This is a genomic window from Mycetocola zhadangensis, assembly GCF_003668565.1.
In the GTDB taxonomy this organism is placed as follows: Bacteria; Actinomycetota; Actinomycetes; order Actinomycetales; family Microbacteriaceae; genus Mycetocola_A; species Mycetocola_A zhadangensis.
In genome coordinates this window covers 58,189-76,130 of record NZ_RCWJ01000002.1, presented here as the reverse complement: position 1 = coordinate 76,130, position 17,942 = coordinate 58,189, and the positions used below count along the sequence as shown (strand labels likewise).

General features: G+C 64.6%; 17 protein-coding genes. 12 read left to right on the top strand and 5 right to left on the bottom strand.

Annotated features, from left to right (window positions below):
- Positions 1–9: 9 nt before the first annotated feature.
- The 9 genes from D9V28_RS06825 to D9V28_RS16065 all read left to right on the top strand — a co-directional run bounded on the left by D9V28_RS06825 (position 10) and on the right by D9V28_RS16065 (position 7,680).
- Positions 10–423, top strand: a complete 414-nt coding sequence (locus D9V28_RS06825) for a phage holin family protein (protein WP_121659002.1) — start codon at positions 10–12, stop codon at positions 421–423.
- The gene (locus D9V28_RS06820) at positions 410–652 is read left to right on the top strand and encodes a hypothetical protein (protein WP_121659001.1); all 243 of its coding nucleotides are present in this window, start codon (positions 410–412) and stop codon (positions 650–652) included. The genes D9V28_RS06825 and D9V28_RS06820 overlap by 14 nt, the downstream gene beginning before the upstream one ends.
- A gap of 130 nt (positions 653–782) precedes the next feature.
- Positions 783–1,502: a hydrogen peroxide-dependent heme synthase gene (hemQ, locus tag D9V28_RS06815; RefSeq protein WP_121659000.1), complete on the top strand. Its 720-nt coding sequence runs from the start codon at positions 783–785 to the stop codon at positions 1,500–1,502.
- Positions 1,499–2,680, top strand: a complete 1,182-nt coding sequence (locus D9V28_RS06810; protein WP_121658999.1) for a ferrochelatase — start codon at positions 1,499–1,501, stop codon at positions 2,678–2,680. Before hemQ ends, D9V28_RS06810 begins: the two co-directional genes overlap by 4 nt.
- Complete coding sequence (gene hemC / locus D9V28_RS06805) at positions 2,677–3,657, top strand: hydroxymethylbilane synthase (RefSeq protein ID WP_229727958.1); 981 nt, start codon at positions 2,677–2,679, stop codon at positions 3,655–3,657. The genes D9V28_RS06810 and hemC overlap by 4 nt, the downstream gene beginning before the upstream one ends.
- Positions 3,658–3,664: 7 nt before the next feature.
- The gene (locus tag D9V28_RS06800) at positions 3,665–4,456 is read left to right on the top strand and encodes a uroporphyrinogen-III synthase (RefSeq protein WP_121658998.1); all 792 of its coding nucleotides are present in this window, start codon (positions 3,665–3,667) and stop codon (positions 4,454–4,456) included.
- Positions 4,457–4,572: 116 nt separating this feature from the next.
- On the top strand, positions 4,573–5,499 hold the full coding sequence (gene hemB / locus D9V28_RS06795; RefSeq protein ID WP_229728000.1) for a porphobilinogen synthase: 927 nt from the start codon (positions 4,573–4,575) through the stop codon (positions 5,497–5,499).
- Entirely contained in the window at positions 5,496–6,815 is a 1,320-nt protein-coding gene (hemL, locus tag D9V28_RS06790; RefSeq protein WP_121658996.1) for a glutamate-1-semialdehyde 2,1-aminomutase, read from the top strand. Before hemB ends, hemL begins: the two co-directional genes overlap by 4 nt.
- Before the next feature lie 97 nt (positions 6,816–6,912).
- A complete protein-coding gene (locus D9V28_RS16065; RefSeq protein ID WP_183086456.1) occupies positions 6,913–7,680 on the top strand; it encodes a hypothetical protein in 768 nt (255 codons plus the stop codon).
- An 81-nt stretch (positions 7,681–7,761) separates the two neighbouring features.
- On the opposite strand, the gene D9V28_RS06780 is transcribed toward D9V28_RS16065, so the two are convergent.
- Both D9V28_RS06780 and D9V28_RS06775 read right to left on the bottom strand, forming a co-directional pair.
- Positions 7,762–9,753, bottom strand: a complete 1,992-nt coding sequence (locus D9V28_RS06780) for a sialidase family protein (protein WP_121658995.1) — start codon at positions 9,751–9,753, stop codon at positions 7,762–7,764.
- Positions 9,754–9,928: 175 nt separating this feature from the next.
- Positions 9,929–10,939 carry an MDR family oxidoreductase gene (locus D9V28_RS06775; RefSeq protein WP_121658994.1) on the bottom strand — a complete coding sequence of 337 codons (1,011 nt, stop codon included), beginning with the start codon at positions 10,937–10,939 and terminating at the stop codon, positions 9,929–9,931.
- Positions 10,940–11,014: 75 nt separating this feature from the next.
- Between D9V28_RS06775 and D9V28_RS06770 the strand changes: the two genes are divergently transcribed.
- The 3 genes from D9V28_RS06770 (at position 11,015) to D9V28_RS06760 (ending at position 14,060) form a co-directional block, all read left to right on the top strand.
- A complete protein-coding gene (locus D9V28_RS06770; protein ID WP_121658993.1) occupies positions 11,015–12,418 on the top strand; it encodes an MFS transporter in 1,404 nt (467 codons plus the stop codon).
- A gap of 51 nt (positions 12,419–12,469) precedes the next feature.
- Positions 12,470–13,720 (top strand): MFS transporter, encoded by a 1,251-nt coding sequence (locus tag D9V28_RS06765; protein ID WP_121658992.1) that lies wholly within the window; start codon positions 12,470–12,472, stop codon positions 13,718–13,720.
- A 94-nt stretch (positions 13,721–13,814) separates the two neighbouring features.
- On the top strand, positions 13,815–14,060 hold the full coding sequence (locus D9V28_RS06760; protein ID WP_121658991.1) for a hypothetical protein: 246 nt from the start codon (positions 13,815–13,817) through the stop codon (positions 14,058–14,060).
- Between the two features lie 204 nt (positions 14,061–14,264).
- Here the strand turns inward: D9V28_RS06760 and D9V28_RS06755 are convergent, their stop codons facing one another.
- From D9V28_RS06755 to D9V28_RS06745, 3 genes are all read right to left on the bottom strand, one after another.
- Positions 14,265–16,250 (bottom strand): DUF222 domain-containing protein, encoded by a 1,986-nt coding sequence (locus D9V28_RS06755; protein WP_183086455.1) that lies wholly within the window; start codon positions 16,248–16,250, stop codon positions 14,265–14,267.
- A gap of 194 nt (positions 16,251–16,444) precedes the next feature.
- Complete coding sequence (trhO, locus tag D9V28_RS06750) at positions 16,445–17,362, bottom strand: oxygen-dependent tRNA uridine(34) hydroxylase TrhO (RefSeq protein ID WP_121658989.1); 918 nt, start codon at positions 17,360–17,362, stop codon at positions 16,445–16,447.
- Between the two features lie 108 nt (positions 17,363–17,470).
- Positions 17,471–17,878: a hypothetical protein gene (locus tag D9V28_RS06745; protein ID WP_121658988.1), complete on the bottom strand. Its 408-nt coding sequence runs from the start codon at positions 17,876–17,878 to the stop codon at positions 17,471–17,473.
- Between the last annotated feature and the right edge of the window lie 64 nt (positions 17,879–17,942).

The window sequence follows — 17,942 nt, the reverse complement described above, 5'->3', positions numbered from 1 at the left end:
CGTTCGACTATGACGGACAGAAATTTCGGCGATAAGAGCCGCGAATCGATCTTTGAGCTGCTCGCGGACCTGCCCAACCTGATCACCAACCTGATTCAGGCGGAGATCGAGCAGGTCAAAACCAAGGCCAAGCACCTCGGAAGCTACGCCGGTAAGGGTGCCATCTTCATGGTGCTCGCGCTGATCTTCCTGTTCTTTGCGATCGGCACCCTCGTCGCCGTCGCGATTCTCGCGCTCGCCCTTGTCCTTCCGGCCTGGCTCAGTGCGCTGATCGTTTTCGTGGCGTTCCTGCTCATAGCCGTTGTGCTTGCACTGATCGGGCTCAAGTTCTTCAAGAAGCTGAGCGACGACCCCAATCCGATCGAGAGCGTGAAGAAGGACATCCGCGCAGTGAAGGGAGAGGGTGAATATGACCGCTACTAACCCCGGAACACCTGCAGCGGCACGAGCTGAGCTCGTCGCAACACTCAATGCAATCGAGGACAAGCTCAACGTCCCTCGAAAGTTCAATCGCCTGGTCGTGCAGGGCAAGAAGCAGGTAGCGACGCTCCAGCGGGAAAATCCGGCGGCGATTTACGCAGGAATCGCCGCCGTGGCATCCGTCGCGGGCCTCGCCGCGTGGGCGATCGTTCGCGGGATCGCTCACCGTTAAACGGGTCACAGCGATTTCGAGACGCTGATCGCGCCCAAAATCGGGTGCGAAGCAGGCCCGCGTTGAGGGAACCTTCAGGTGAAGCTGTCCCTATTTGGTGGGGAGAGATTAAGGGGTGATGATGTTAGGTATGACTCACCCGGCCTCCGCCGAGGCACCCCTGCCCCCCGAAATTTCCGAACCCGAAGAGAACCCGACAGGATTTGCCCTCTGGGCGGTTCTGCGCCGACCTCAGGCTCCTCTCGCGATCAGCGACCATGCTGTTTTCGAACTCGACTCCGCCGTCAAGCGGGTCGAGCAAAACGGCGTAACCGTGCGCGGTTTTTATGACGTGTCCGGTCTCAAAGCCGACGCTGACATCATGATCTGGCTGCACGGCGACACAGCGGACGCCCTCCAGCGTGCGTTGCGGGAGGTGCGCCGCACGAGCATTCTTCGCGGACTCGTTCCGACCTGGAACGCGATGGGTGTGCACCGCGAGGCCGAGTTCAACAAACGCCACGTTCCCGGATTCCTGCGCGGCATCGAACCGAAGGACTGGCTGACGGTATACCCGTTCGTGCGCAGCTTCGAGTGGTACCTCCTCCCGGACGCCGAGCGCAGCAAGATGCTGGCCGACCACGGCCGCAAGGGAGCCGCCTTCCGCGGTGCCATCGCCAACACGGTGTCTGCCTTCGCCCTCGGTGACTACGAGTGGATCCTCCCGATCGAATCAGACGACCTCGTCGAGCTCGTCGACCTCATGCGCGAATTGCGAGCGACGGACGCCCGTCGCCACGTGCGTGAGGAAGTTCCCTTCTACACAGGTCGTCGCATCACGACGGCAGAAATTCCCGAGGTAATTCAGTGACCGATATCGTTCTCGGCGCAACGGAAGCTGCGGCGTCCGGTGAGCCGCACATCACCGAGCCCGTCGCGTATGACGCGATCCTCCTCGCCGGCTTCGGCGGACCAGAGGGCCAGGATGACGTCATCCCGTTCCTGCGCAACGTCACCCGCGGCCGCGGAATCCCCGAGGAACGCCTCGAGGAGGTCGCTCACCACTATCGTCACTTCGGCGGCGTGAGCCCGATCAACGACCAGAACCGTCAGCTGAAGGCGGCGCTTGAAGCGGAACTGAAGTCACGGGGCATCGATCTTCCGGTGCTGTGGGGCAACCGCAACTGGGACCCGTACCTGCGTGACGCGCTGGTTGAGGCCAACGAGCGTGGGTACACCAAGCTCATCGCCATCGCGACGAGCGCATACTCGTCGTACTCGAGCTGCCGGCAGTACCGCGAGGACTTTGCCATTGCCCTCGACGAGACCAGCCTGTTCGGGCACATCTCGATCGACAAGGTGCGCCAGTTCTTTGACCACCCCGGTTTTGTCACACCGTTCATCGACGGCGTTCGTGATGGCCTCGCGCAGATTCAGCGGGACAATCCCGGTATCGACCTGGCAACCGAGGTGGAGATCCTGTTCTCGACCCACTCCATTCCGTCGACGGATGCCGCCAAGTCAGGTCCGGCTGAACGCGGTTTCGGTGAGGGTGGCGCTTACGCAGCGCAGCACATGGCCGTCGCCGAAGTCGTTATCGAATCCGTGAAGCGTGAACTCTCGCTCGAAGCGGAGCTCGCCTGGCAGCTGGTTTACCAGTCCCGCTCCGGCCCCCCGAGCATGCCGTGGCTTGAGCCGGACATCAACGATGCGATTGCGGAACTGCCGGCCCGTGGCATCCGTGCTGTCGTCATCGTCCCTCTCGGCTTCGTCAGCGACCACATGGAAGTTCTGTGGGACCTCGACAACGAAGCCACCGAGTCCGCCGAAGAAAACGGGCTGTACTCGGTGCGCGTGCCTACGCCGGGTACGCACCAGGCGTACGTCACCGGGCTGATCGACCTGGTCCTCGAGCGTCGCGACGGCGTCGCGGTCGCTGACCGCCCGGCGATGACCGACCTCGGTCCCTGGTACGACGTGTGCCGCCCCGGTTGCTGCGAGAACGTTCGTCTCGGCTTCAAGCCAGCATTGGCGGGCCTTCAGCCGTGACTCTGCTTGTGGGAACGCGTGGCAGCGCCCTTGCCCTGGCCCAGGCGGGCGACATCGCCCGGGAGATCACCGAGCGAACCGGCGTGCCGACCGAACTCGTGCCAGTCACCACTCACGGTGACGTGTCACGCGAATCGCTGTCGAGCCTCGGTGGCACCGGGGTCTTCGCTTCGGCGCTGCGCGAGTTCCTGCTTGCGGGGAAGTGCGACCTCGTCGTTCACTCGATGAAGGATCTGCCGACGGCGCCGTACACGGGTCTCCGTATCGGTGCGGTTCCGATTCGTGCTGACGCTCGCGACGCTCTGTGCGCTCGCGACGGGCTCACGCTCGAGACTTTGCCGGACGGCGCACGGGTCGGAACCGGGTCGCCGAGGCGAGCCGCACAGCTTGCCGCGCGACGTCCAGACCTGGTGATCGTTGACATCCGAGGCAACGTCGACACTCGGCTGAACTTCGTTAGCTCCGGTGAACTCGACGCTGTTGTGCTCGCGGCCGCTGGTCTCGGCCGGCTGGGCCGAACCGAGCGGATCACCGAGTACTTCGATCTTGAGTCCTGGCCGACGGCTCCAGCGCAGGGTGCGCTCGCTATCGAAGTGCGGGACGAGGACCATTCCGACGCCCTTGCCCGGGCCCTCGCTGCCATCCAGGACGACGCCAGCCACGCTGCTGCGGCGGCAGAGCGCAGCATCCTCTACCGGCTGGAAGCGGGTTGTGCCGCGCCGATCGGAGCGCACGCCATCGTCGGGCAGGGGAACGTCACGTTGCTTGGCGCCGTTTACGCTCCTGACGGATCGGACTCTCTCGCTCTCACCGGATCCGGCGACGTCGTCACCCCGGCGGGTGCCCCCGAAACTGAGGATTTCGTAAGTTTGAGTTCAGCCAGCATCATAGAGACAGCCGAAGAGGTTGGCCGAGCGCTCGCCGACGAACTGCTGGCGCGGGGAGCAGCCGCGCTCGCACCGCTGAAGCACAACTGAGGACCCGATGAACTCTGTAGCAGCAAGCAAGCCCCTCAAGGGCTGGCGCATCCTCGTCCCACGGGGAGGTCCATGGGGTGACAGCGTCGCCGCCGATCTGCGCGCACGCGGGGCAACACCGGTCGTCGCGCCGATGATCAACTTCGCCCCGACCGACGACCCGGAGAGCCTCACCGTCGCCCTCGCCGCACTCGAGAACGGTGAGTTCGACTGGCTCACCGTCACGAGCGCGACGACCGTTGACGTCATGTTTTCCCAGGATGTCAAGATTCCGGACCGCACCCGCGTTGCCGCCGTCGGTGAGACCACCGCTGCTGCGCTTCAGGCCGTTGGCTACCGGGTCGACCTCGTCCCGGCCAAAGAGAACTCCGCGCGCGGCATGGTTTCCGAGCTCACCCAGCTCGAGCCGACACCCAAGCGGTTCCTCACGCTTCGGTCCGAAATTGCGAAGCCGCTGCTGAGCGAGGGCCTCGCCGCTGCCGGCCACTACGTCCAGTCGGTTGTCGCCTACCGCACCATCGGTGAGCCGGTTGCCGAGAACATCATTGCGGACGTCCAGTCCGGGCGTATCAACGCGATCCTGGTCACCAGTGGTTCCGTTGCCGAGCAGGTCGTCGAGCAGTTCGGTGACTTGCCTGAGGCAACACTCGTCGCTGCTATCGGTCCACGGACGGCGAAGGATGCTGTCGCTTTCGGCCTGCAGGTCGACGTCGTTTCGAGGCACCAGACCGTTTCAGCGCTGCTCGACTCCATCGTTGCAACTGTCGAAGCGGCCCAGCCGCAGCCCAGCGAGTTCTAGGCCGCTCGCGCGTTCGCTGCGAGCGTGCATCCGGCTGGGTCACAGCCGGCGACGCGTAGGCTGGAAGCGTGAATGTTCCCGTGATCCGGCCCCGCAGACTCCGCTCATCCCCGGCAATGCGCCGTCTCGTTTCAGAGACCCGAGTGCACCCGTCGGAACTCGTGCTTCCGCTCTTCGTCCGAGAGGGCGCAACGGAGCCAACGCCGATCGGCTCGATGCCCGGCGTGATGCACCACTCAATCGACTCGCTCAAGCGAGCCGCGACGAACGCGGCCGAAGCAGGCGTCGGGGGCGTCATGCTCTTCGGAGTTCCCCTCACCCGGGACGCGACCGGCTCACAGGCATCCGCTCCTGAAGGCATTCTCAACATCGCAACGGAGGCGCTCGTCGCCGAGGTGGGCGACGCACTTGTCATACAGACCGACCTCTGCCTCGATGAGTTCACCGACCACGGCCACTGCGGTGTGCTCGACTCGCGTGGTGCTGTCGACAACGACGCAACACTCGAGCGCTACGTCGATATGGCGCTGTCGCAGGCGCACGCTGGTTCCGCGATCCTCGGGCTCTCCGGCATGATGGACGGTCAGGTGGACGCAGTGCGAGCCGCTCTCGACGAGGAAGGCTTTATCGACACGGCCATCCTCGCCTACTCGGCAAAGTACGCCTCGGCGTTCTACGGTCCCTTCCGCGAGGCCGTGGACTCCCAGCTCCAGGGTGACCGTCGCACCTACCAGCTCGACCCGGGCAACCGGCGCGAGGGCATGCGGGAGTCGACCCTCGACATGTCAGAGGGCGCAGACATTGTCATGGTGAAGCCGGCGATGAGCTATCTCGACGTTCTCGCCGACGTTGCGGCAATGAGTGACATCCCGGTCTGGGCCTACCAGGTCTCCGGTGAATACGCGATGATCGAGGCCGCAGCAGCCAACGGGTGGATCGACCGGCGCCGCGCCATCGAGGAGTCACTCGTCAGCATCCGCCGCGCGGGTGCCGACGCGGTGCTGACCTACTGGGCAACCGAGGCAGCCGGGTGGCTCAAGTGAGCAACGACACTCTCTTCGCCCGCGCCAAGGAATCCATCCCAGGCGGAGTCAACTCGCCGGTTCGCGCCTTCGGCTCCGTCGGCGGAACCCCACGTTTCCTCGTGAAAGCGTCTGGCGCATACGTCACAGACGCCGACGGTACCGAGTATGTCGACCTGGTCGGTTCGTGGGGCCCCGCCATCCTCGGCCACGCCCAGCCCGATGTCGTCCGCGCCGTGCAGGATGCGGCGGCGCTCGGTCTGTCCTTCGGTGCATCGACGCCAGCTGAAACCGAACTCGCAGAACTCGTCAAGGCGCGCGTCGCTGCCAGCGGCATGTCGCCGATCGAGAAGCTCCGTCTCGTCTCAACCGGTACCGAAGCCACCATGACCGCGATCCGGCTGGCCCGCGGGTACACCGGCCGCGACCTGCTCGTGAAGTTTGCCGGGCACTACCACGGTCACTCCGATGGACTCCTCGCCGAGGCCGGGTCCGGCCTCGCGACGCTGGCCCTTCCCGGCTCGGCCGGCGTTCCGGCGCCGATCGCGGCTCAGACCCTCGTCGTTCCATACAACGACCTCGACGCCCTCCGCGTGGTGTTCGATGAGCGTGGTGACCAGATCGCCGCCGTCATCACGGAATCCGCCGCGGCGAACATGGGAGTGCTCCCACCGCTTCCTGGCTTCAACGCCGCACTGGTCGAACTGGCCCATGAGCACGGTGCGCTCGTCATCCTCGACGAAGTGCTCACCGGATTCCGGGTGAGCGCGTCCGGGTACTGGGGTCTCTCCGTTTCCGAAGGCCCCGCATACCAGCCCGACCTGTTCACCTTCGGCAAGGTCATCGGCGGCGGCATGCCGCTCGCTGCGCTCGGCGGACGCGCTGAGATCATGGATCACCTCGCCCCGGCCGGTCCGGTGTACCAGGCCGGAACGCTGTCGGGTAACCCGGTCGCCGTTGCCGCCGGGATCGCGACCCTTGAACGGGCAACCGCCGAGGTGTACTCACGCCTGGACGCGGCATCCGTCACTCTGTCGAATGCTGTCTCCGACGCTTTCGCTCGCGAGGGCGTCGCGCACGTCGTTCAGCGCGCTGGCAACCTGTTCAGCTTTGTGTTTGCCGACAAGCAACCACGTAACTACGTCGACGTGCAAGCGCAGGACGTCTGGCGTTACGCACCGTTCTTTCACGCCATGCTTGATGGCGGCGTCTCGCTGCCACCCAGTGTTTTCGAGGCGTGGTTCGTCTCAGCTATGCACGATGACGAGGTTCTCGACCGCATCATCGATGTGCTGCCCGCAGCAGCGAAGGCCGCAGCAGCCGCGAAGCCCGTCTAACCGGTTTCGCGGCCTGCGGCCCAATCACAACCCCGCTGTTACCTCTTTGTGAGGTTTCACCACCCGATTTCGCCGACCCGACCGGCAGACTGGAAACATGGCTCGTCTTCACCTGCACCCCGACCGACTTGAGATCGCACTGTCGACGGCCGAGAAGACCTTTTCGCTGCGCAAAGAGAACATCATCATTCCGCGCTCGGCCATTCGCTCAGCCACGCTGACCGACGACCCGTGGATCTGGGTGCGCGGCATTCGTGCGCCAGGCACGGCGATCCCGCTCACGCTGGCGGTCGGTCAGTGGAAGTTCCACGGCGGCAAGGACTTCCTCGTACTCCGGGGCACCAAACCCTCCGTGGTGATCGACATCGCTGACGAAGAATTCTCGCGCGTCATCATCACCACCAAGCACGGGCTCGAGCTCGTCGCGAACCTACAGCTTGACGTGAAACCAGCCAAAAAGACTGCCCGCGCTCGTAAGGCGACGCCGCAGGTCACACCGAAACCGAAACGTGTGTTCAAGCAGGTGACGGATGCTGACGCGCCGGCTCCGGCGGACGGCCCCACATCCACAGATGCTCTCGCTGTAGTCACTCCCGAGACCGCTGTCGCGGCGGCGAAGGCGCGTGCGCCACGCAAATCGTCGGCGAAGTCGGCGGCCGGAGCGGTCGCGGCTGCGCCTGACGAGAGCGTCGAGAAGCGAACAAAGTCCGTACGCCCTCCAGCGCCGAGAACACCGCGGACGCCCAAGGCGACGCAGCCCGACGCAAAGAAGCCTCGCGCTCGGAAGGCACCGCCGCTCGACGCGAGCGGGTCAACAGAGGTGGCGCCTGCACAGTCGACTCTTGAGTCGAACGAAACCCTCTGACCTCGGGGTTTGCTCCGCTGAACACGAAGGCGCCTGCCGCGAATACCGCGGCAGGCGCCTTGTTGTTTACAGCCCGCGTCCTCAGCCGAGGTTCACGGGAGCTCCCAACAGTCGTGCGCTTGTGCTGGTCGCCCCGGACGTGACCGTCCACGACGTGTCCGGCACGAAGTAGTTCTGCGCAGCTTCCGCTGCCGTCACCGTGTGAATCGGGGTTGAGCAGGTGTACGACTGTCCCGGTGCAAGAGCCGTGTAGCGGCAGTTCCCTGCGCCGGTCGGAACGAACGGTGTGAGATTGCCAGCCGTCGGAGTCACGGCGAGTGTCGTCGACGTCGTGTTCGTGACCTGGAAGGTGTACGACACCTGCTGTCCTGCGGCGTACGGCGACGCGGCAAGGTCGCGCGCGCCGTCCGACCGGTAGCCGACGATGGTGGCGCCGCCGACGGAACCGACACCGGCCTGGATGCCTCCGCGCAGCGGAACAGGCGTTCCAAGCACCTGGGAGCTTCCAGTCGAATCACCGGTCGATGACCAGAGAGTGTTCGGTACGAAGTATCCGGCGGAGGCCTCCGCGGCGGTCACCGTGTGACGGGGAGTCCCGCAGTCGTAGGAGCCGGCCGCTGGCAGGGCGAGGTAGCGGCAGTTACCGGCGCCCGGAGCGACCAACGGCGAGAAGTTGCCGCTCGTCGGAGTGACAGCGCTCGTTCCTCCCCCGTGATTACGCACGGTGAACGCGTAGGGCACGGCCTGTCCGGCGGTGTACGGCGTCGTGGTGAGGTTCCGTGATGTGTCCGTGCGGGCTCCGGAAATGGTGATCGAGTCGAGCACGTTCACATCGTCGCAGGCGTAACCGAGCCATTCATCGTCGAACCTGGCGAGGTTCATCGATGTGAACCCGGGTGATTCGTAAAGCACCCCGAAGGTGTCAGGCGTGAGCCGCGTGACCGTCGAGTAGCCCGACGTTCCGGCGTTGATCTGGCGGGAGAACGGCCAGGTCTGACCGTCGTCGCACGATACGCGTGCGGTGAGGTTCGACCGCGCCGACTGCGAAGCGGTGTTGGTGAAGAGGAGGATCTTCGCCTCACGCGAGTTGGCCGGGGCGTCAGGGAAGACACGCGTGATGGCCGCGTTGTTGGTGGGGTCAGGCAGTTCGCGGTCCTGCGTGACGGGCCCATAGGTGATGCCGCCGTCGGTGGAGATGGCAACCTTGCGGTACCCACCGCCCGCACGGGTGTTCAGCATGACGCGACCGTCCGAGAGTTCGACGACCTTGTTCTCGTCCATCTGCGTTCCCGTGAACGCGCCGCGCTTCCAGGTCACCCCGTGGTCATCCGAGTACACGCTGTATGCCTGGATGGCGTTCGTTCCGTCCGCCTGGCGCACATCGCCGGCGAACTGCTGAATGAGGCGGCCAGCGTGCGGACCATACTTGAGCTGGATGCCGAGGCCCGAGGTTGCGAACATCGAACGCACATCACCCGGTGCAACGCTCGACGCGCTCGCTCCCGGCTTGGCGACGTTCGTAATGAGCCGTGGCGCACTCCAGGTCAGACCGCCGTCGCTCGACTCGGAGACCTGTGCGCTGATGACCTGCCGGTTGGCGTCGTCGTTGCCGAAGATGCTGCCACCAAAGCCCTGATCCTTCGAGTAGACGGAGAACAGGAAGACCTTGCCTGCTTCTTCGTCATACACGAAGCTCGGGTCGCTGTATCCGCTCTTGGGTGAACCGGTGACTCCGGCTCGCACCACGGTCTGTGCGCCCCAGGTGACGCCGCCGTCGGTGCTTCGGCGCAGCACTATCGAGTTCGGGTTCGGAGAATCGGCTGCGCCTCCCGGTCGGCCGTCGTACGCGGCGAGAGCCACTCCGTTACCGAGCGAGACGAGCGCGGGGATGCGGTAGGAGGCGAACGGAGCGACCGGCGCGCCCGAGATGTTTGCGGTCGAAAACGTGCCGGGCGGGTCAGCCGGTGCGGCCTGTGCCGCTGAGACGGGGAGGGCGAGCGCGACGGCGACGAATGTCGCGGCGGCGGCCATCACCCCTCTGCGTCCCCGAACGTGTTTCTTCAAAACTGTCATAGTTTCTCCTCTAAGGGCGCACGACTTCGTGCGGCATGGTTGGGCCAGAGCCCCATATCAAACGTTGCGTTCGGGTCACAGCGTGATCGTCAGATAACCACATATGACGTGGGATGTCCAGCGAGATGACCCACATTCGTGGGACATCTTCCTAACTCGACTGGATCGCAGGGTTTTATGCCGAAACATCGACGACCGTGCGGCCGTGCAACTCGCCCTTCAGGATCCGTCCGGCAGCGTCGGCAGCATCCTCGAGTCCGATCGACGTGGTCAGTTCATCGAGAATGTCCGTGTCCAGGTCGGTAGCGAGCCGATTCCACGCTTCCTCACGCATGGCCAATGGCGCGTCGACCGAGTTGATTCCGGCAAGGGTCACTCCGCGCAGAATGAACGGCATCACGGTTCCTGGCAGGTCGGCACCCTGCGCCAGTCCACACGCTGTGGCGATTCCCCCGTAGTTCAGCTGCGCGAGCGCATTCACCAGCGTGGTGCTTCCGACCGCGTCGACGACAGCCGCGTATGTCTGAGACTGCAGCGGCTTGCCCGCCTCGCTGATCTCGGCCCGGTCGATCACCGAGTTCGCACCGAGTCGCCGCAGGTAATCACCCTGGCTGTCGGCCCGGCCGGTCGAGGCCACTACCTCGAATCCCAGTTTCGCCAGCAACGCGATCGCTATCGAACCGACGCCGCCTGCAGCCCCGGTAACGAGCACGGGGCCATCACCCGGCGTCACGCCGTGTCGCTCGACGGCCAGTACCGACAGCATGGCCGTGAATCCGGCCGTGCCGATCGCCGCTGAACGCTTCGCACCGAGCGACGTCGGCACCCGCACCAGCGACGCACTGTCGACGCGCGCCCGTTGAGCGAGGCCGCCGTGGTGAGTTTCGCCGAGTCCGGCGCCGTTGAGCAGCACCTCGTCGCCGACGGCAAACCGCTTCGTTTCGCTCGAGGTCACCGTTCCGACCACGTCGATCCCCGGGATCAGCGGCCAGGCCCGCACCACTCCCGGCTTACCGGTCAGGGCGAGGCCATCCTTGAAGTTGATACTTGACCACGAAACATCGAGGCTGACGTTCCCAGGCATCAGGTCCTCGTCGGTGAGATCTGAAACGGATGCTGTTTGCGAGGCAGAGCCGGAGGCATCCGTTTGCTTCTCAACCAGCCAGGCGCGGAACGTCGTTGTCATGCGCCCAAGCCTAGAGTGCCTGCACTCCCGCCCGGAGTTAGCGGCACACGGTTGCCACTCGTGCAGAATAGGACGATGACCCGATCGGCGACGCTCAACAGGCCACTCGCGTTGCTCGTCGCGGCCACGTTCTTCATGGAGAACCTGGACGGAACGATCATTCAGACCGCCGCGCCTGTTATGGCGCTCGACCTTGGGGTTCGCGCGGTCGACATCAACATCGCGATGACCGCGTACCTGCTCACCCTCGCTATCGGTATCCCGGTAAGCGGCTGGCTCGCCGACCGTTTCGGAACGCGCAGGATCTTCACCCTGGCGATCGTGATCTTCACTGTGGCGTCTGCCTTGTGTGCGCTCAGCACCACGCTGCCGATGCTGGTGGCCATGCGCGTGCTGCAGGGCATCGGTGGTGCCATGATGGTGCCGGTCGGACGCCTCGCCGTTCTGCGCGCGATCGATAAGCGTGACCTGCTGGATGCCATGGCCTACCTGACCTGGCCGGCCCTGTTGGCGCCGGTGCTCGCGCCCGTGATCGGTGGGGTGCTCGCCGACACGGTTGGTTGGCAGTGGATTTTCCTGATCAACATCCCGATTGGGGTGATCGCGTTCATCGCGGCGCTTCGGCTCGTTCCGGTTGTCGAGCGGATCGAGCGGCACGGACTCGACTGGGCCGGTTTCGTCCTTGTCGGTGTCGCACTCGCCGCTCTCGTGCTCGGCATGGAGCAGCTCGGGTCTGGCTCAACCGACTGGGTCTCGGCGGGCGGACTGCTCGCGCTCGCCGTTGTCACCGGTGTGGGCGCTGTGCTGCGCCTTCGGAGGGCAGCGCACCCTCTGCTCGACCTGTCAGCGCTGCGGATCCACACCTTCCGGGTGGGCAACGTCGGTGGTGGCCTCTATCGGCTCCTCATCGGGGCGGCGCCGTTCCTCTTTGTGTTGATGTTCCAGTCAGGATTCGGCTGGAGCGCCTCACAGGCCGGACTGCTGGTGATGGCCGTCTTTGCAGGCAACGTCGTGATCAAGCCGGCGACCAGCCCGCTGATTCGCCGGTTCGGGTTTCGTGCGGTGATCGTGTGGAGCAACCTGTGCGGCGCGGTCGTGTTCGCGCTGTGCGCATGCGTCGACTCTTCGACGCCGATCGTGATCATCGCCATTCTGCTCTTTCTGAGCGGGGTGTTCCGGTCAATCGGGTTCAGTGGATACAACTCGGTGCAGTTCGCCGACGTGCCCTCCTCGCTTACCTCGGGTGCCAACACACTGGCCTCGACGCTGCAGCAGGTCGCGGTCGGACTCGGCATCGCGGTGGCCGCGCTCATCGTGCGTGCGACGTCCGCGGGCGCCGCACTGGTCGACCCCGGCTCGGCCGAGCTTGGCTACCGGTGGGCCTTCGCCGTTCTCGCCGTCCTGCTCCTCGTCCCCGCGATCGAGGCGTGGCGCATGTCAACTCATGCCGGCGCGGAAGTGGCCGCGGCTCGTCGCTGACTCTCGGCAAACGGTTGTAGGCGGTGCTGAGGGCGCGCAAAATGAAGAGCCATGTCCGATGCGCCACTTCTGAAGAACCGCGACTTTCGGCTGCTGCTGATTGGTCAAACCACGAGCCAGCTCGGCGCTCAAGTCAGCGGAGTGGCCATTCCATTGCTCGCGGTGCTCACCCTGGACGCCTCGCCAATTGAACTTGGCCTCGTGACCGCCTCATCGACCCTCGCCTTCGCGCTGATCGGGCTTCCCGCGGGTGCCTGGCTCGATCGCTGGAGGAAACTCCCAGTACTGGTGGCGAGCGATCTCATCCGCGCACTGCTTCTAGTCACTATCCCGCTCGCCGCACTGTTCGGTGTCCTCACCATCATTCAGCTTGTCATCGTCGCCCTGCTCACCGGCTTCGCCCGAGTGTTCTTCGATGTTGGTTATCAGAGCTACCTGCCGTCGGTGATGGGCAAGGAAAGGATTCTCGCTGGCAACTCATTCATGGAAGCCATCCGAGCCTCGGGCCAGGTTGTCGGGCCCGGCCTGGGTGGCGGGCTGGTAGCGCTGGTCGGCGGGGCCAGCGTTGTGCTTCTCCAGTCGGTCACTTTTGTGGTGTCTGCGGTGTGCCTTATCGGGATCCGTACCCGCGAGGCTCCTGTTCCCGCACACCCGGACCGTCCCCGGCTCTGGACGCAAATTGTGGAAGGGCTCGCTTTTGTCGCCCGCAACCGGATCCTTCGCGCTACGGCCCTCGCCAGCGCAGCCGGAAACTTCTCGTTCGCGATCTCTTCGGCGGTGACTTTCATATTTCTTTCGCGCACCCTGGACCTCTCTCCGCTAGCGATCGGCTTGATCGTCGCGGCTGGTTCGGTGTCGGCCATCGTTGGGGCGGCGTTCACGCCGGTCCTGTCGCGTCGCGTCGGGAGCGTCCGTGTCATTTGGCTCGCGCTCGTGGCGACTGGACCGCTGGCAGTGCTGACTCCGTTGGCCCAACCAGGCTGGTCGGCGCTCCTGGTCGTCGTCGCCATGGCAGCCGGCGAGCTGGGGCAGATCGTCTACGCGGTGACGAACGTGAGTTTGCGGCAACGGCTCTGTCCGGACGACATGCTCAGTCGAGTGAACGCCACCATGCGTGTTCTCATCATGGGGCTGTTCCCCCTCGGTGCTTTAGTCGGGGGAATGCTCGGCGAACTGATCGGACTGCGGGGCACGTTGTGGGTGGCTGGCGGCCTCATTCTGCTCTCACCGATCCCGCTGATCCGCACGTTCGGAAACACCCGCGACATCGAATCGCTTGCGGCGTGGCGCACGCAACCCTGAGCCTGTGTCGCTCGAGGGCCTGCCTCGCAAGGCCCTTGCCGGAGTGCAGGGCACCAGCTTACGGTCGAAGAACGCAACACGAAGGAGATTTCACATGACTGACGCAGAATCACCAAAGAACGCTCTTCCCGACGGTTTGGCCGCGACTCCCGAGGTCGTTGACGCACAGTTCGTCGAGCAGGGTTACGGCGAGGACATCGTCTCCTCACCCGAGCTCCGCGCGCAAGACTACGAGGGCGACAATGAGACTCTCAAGGAGCACTACAACAACTCGGATGCCGACACTGAGGCTGCCGACGCGATTCTCGACGATCAGATCGACGGCCGTACCGACGGCTAAGCCCTTTGCGGTGACAACTTCTGCCGTTGCGGCTCGCCCTGAATGGAGCGGAGCCGCAGCGGCGGAAACGTCTCAACGATGTTGGCTGTGGGCCAAGTCGTTCAGGGCCGCTAAGCAAGCTTGAGCGCTACCGCACAAGAGAGCCGCTCCCCGCTTCGCGTCGCTTCGTGGGTTGCACGGCGATGACCTCGAGTTCTGCGGCGATTAGCTGCTGGGCTCCTCAGGCGCCACGTACCAGGTTTCCATAACGCGGCGGTTTGATTCGCGACGCCGGGGACCGGCTGGTGGGTCGGTCTTCTTGTCGTGGTTCCGGGGCCTTGAAGTCCCGGCGGGTGACGATGGTCCGGGCGGGGACCCGGGCGCCTGCCGTGGCGGAGTGGGCGACGAGGCCTGCGAGGACCGCTGAGCTCGTGCCGGCGGCGGTGCCGAGGTCGCGGGTTTCGACGTTGACGTTGATAGCGGTGTTTGGGAGGACCAGCTGGGTGGCGGGGGTGCCGACACAGTTCCCTGTGGGTCGGGTACATTCCAGGCGGGCTCGGGTGCCGCACGACGCTGTTGTGGTGGGAGCCCGCTATTGCTCGATTGCGCGCCGGCTTTATGCGTCTCGTCCGGTATCTGGAGTTGCCGTGCTCGCGGTGGGGCTTGTTTGAGCGTGGATTTGGACCGGACGCGGCGGGGCCTTTGTTCGGGGTCAACGTCTATTGGTGGGATGAGGTCGTACTCGGTGCCGGTGCGGACGAACTTCCAGCCCTTGTTGTGGAGCAGCATGTGATCTTCATGGCAGACAAGGATGCCGTCCGCGATATCGGTGAGTCCGGCCTCGGCTGCCCATTCGTTGATGTGGTGTGCTTCGGTGTACGACGGCGGTTTGGTGCAATCGTTGAACATGCAACCGCCGTCACGGATGCCCAGTCCAATGCGTTGTTTGGTGGTGAACAGACGCTCTTCGCGACCGACATCGAGCGGGTTATTGTCGGTGTCGACGGTCACGAGGCGAATGCCGGTGTTGCAGACGAATCGTTCAATCACGTTGCCGGGGATCGCTTCGCCGGTGTCTTCGTTGAACCCGGTTCCAGTGAGGTGACCGTCGGCGTCGCGGGTGTGAAACTGTTCCTCGGTGATCACGACCCGGACTCCGGGTTGCCGGGAGCCGAATGCGACCGTTGGGTCGGCGTCCACGCCGGCTTTGATGGTGGCCATCAGCAGGTCGAAGACGAGTTGATCGTTGCTGCGCGGGTCGTCGATGAGTTCTTGGGCGCGTTCAGCTTCGAGCGGGTCGACCATGCGCGGTCCGCCGCGGCGAGGGCGCATTCCGATGCCCACGAGTTGGTCAATGTAGGCGGCGGACTCATCATCGAACTCGACCCATGCGGTGCGGACACCGTCCGCTGAGCGACTGAACCGCCATTTTCGGTTCTCATAGTGTTGGTCCCACCGCAACCGCACTCCGACCGGGTCGATCTGGTCGCGGAGCAGTCGGGCTCGCCGGCCCAGTTCGTCAGCGTTCACGCCGGCGGCGCCTTCCAGGATCTGTTCGGCCGAGAGGCGAAGGTCTTCGACGCTGACGCGTTCGTTGGGTTCGCCGAGGCCACGCATGATGATGGTCACCGCCTCTGGCTTTAAAGAGCCGTTCCGAACTGCCCGGGTGAGCGGTTCATGCCACGGCACCTCGAGCACCGGCGTTGCTATGCCGGGGGTCCCGTCAGCGCCGTCGTCATCAGGGCGACCGGTACCGCTCTTGGTGGGATGGGTGGCGACATCGGCCTCCCTCATCGCTTCGCCGAGCTTCACCTGTCGAGCGGCTTCGACTCGGGTCGACCCGGTCAGCCGTTGCACCATGTCAACGGCGTTGTGATCACCGTTGCGTTTGGCTAATCCGGATTGACCCAGCTCACGGGCAGAACGCTTCGCGATCACCCCGGCCGTCGCTGCGACGACAGCGTCTGCCTCGGACCGCAGCCGGGACGACTCCCGAAGCAAATGCTGGAGTTGAGCGTCGGACGCACCGTCGATGATCACCGACAGGGGAACCGCAGCAAGTGACGCGGACGAGGTGCCAGCGGTGGGGGTGCCAACCTGTGATGTGTTGGCAGTGGAGGCAAAGATGGAGGGGGGTGCGGGCTCCAGCGAAGCAATCCGATCGCACATCTCCTGTGCGATCTGGCGAATCTGCTCCGATATCTGGACCATGCTTGATTTTACCAAAGCACCGCTGACATTAGAAGCTATGTTCGAAATGTTCTGAAAAAGTGCTCCTGTGGAGGACTTTTCTCGAAACGGCGTAAAAAGGAAGATCATGCCGCAAGACCGAGCGCTCGAGCATTCACGGCGAACGGAACGGCCAGTTCACCAGCCACACACCGAGGGTTGCGCGACCGGGAGATTTACGCCGTGATGTTGTTCGACGCTGCGGCGTGCTCGTCACAGAGCGGCGCTTCAGCCGCGTGCGCATCGCACAGGACCAGCTGGGTGCGGCAGGAGGCATCCGCACAGTTCTGCATGTGCTTGCTCGCCTCACCGCAGATCGCGCAGGCGCCGACAATCGCCGCGTGGTCTGAGAAGTCCATCGACAGTCGGTTGTCGAAGACGTAGAGCGAGCCCTCCCACAGTCCGCCGTCGCCAAACGTCTCGCCGTAGCGAACGATGCCGCCGTCCAGCTGGTAGACCTCGCCGAATCCGCGGCTTTTCATCAGGCCTGAGAGCACTTCACAACGGATGCCTCCGGTGCAGTAGGTCACGACCGGCTTGTTTTTGAGGTGGTCATATTTACCGCTCTCCAGCTCCGCGACGAACTCGCGCGTGTTGGAAACGTCGGGGACCACCGCGTTCTTAAAGTGTCCGATCTCGGCCTCGAACGCGTTGCGCCCGTCAAAGAAGACGACATCGTCGCCGCGCTCGGCCACGAGTTCGTGCAGCTCGGTCGGCTGCAGTTTCGTGCCACCTCCGACGACGCCGTTCTCATCCACCTGAAGCTCGCCGGGAGCGCCGAACGAGACGATCTCCTCGCGAACCTTTACGACCAGGCGCGGGAAGTCGACGCTCCCGCCGTTATCGTCGAGACCTGTGCCCTCGGACCACTTCACGTCGAGGTTCTTGAACGCGGGGTACTCGCGTGTCTTCCGCAGGTACTTCTTCACGGCGCTGAGCTCGCCGCCAACCGTGCCGTTGAGGCCGTCCTTCGAGATCAGGATGCGGCCGCGCAGGTTCAGCGACTCGCAAAGGTCTCGCTGCCAGAGCCGGATCGCATCGGGGTCGGCCAGGGGCGTGAAGACGTAGTACAGGAGGATCTTCGAAATGGCCACCCGCTGATTTTAGCCGGTGTTCGCTGGGTGGTGCCGGACGTAGCTGCCGTACCACGCGGCCCGGTCAGTACCGCGGGACGGCAGATTGACCTGTCAGGAGTTCAGAGCTCAGCAGACGAGCCTGGTGCAGACCTCGACGCCCCAGAACGGCGCGGTGAGCAGCAAAGACGCAAGCGCGATGGCCGAGATGACCACCCCGCTTACGGCGAGCCCGTGTCCGCGGGGACGTGGCGTCCAGCCGCGGGAACGCGCCAGCCAGACCACACCCAAGGTGAGCGCTGGAGCCGCGAGGGGAATGACGGTGGACGCAGCGGCGATCGCACACATCTTGCCGATGCTGGCGAGCACGTGCATCGGCGCGCCGGTCAGAAGGCTGAGCGCAGCCCATCCGGCGAAGATGAGCAGCACGACGACGGCGGCGATCACGCCGAGAATCGCGAGGACGAGGGATGTCACGGCGAGGCCGCGGCCTGGGCCTGCCGCTGGCTGTGGCTGTGGCTGGGGTGGGTAGGTCACGAAGTCACCCTATCGTTCGTCGCCCGCGCGCGAGTCGCGCACCAGCGTCTCGCCGGCCCGGACA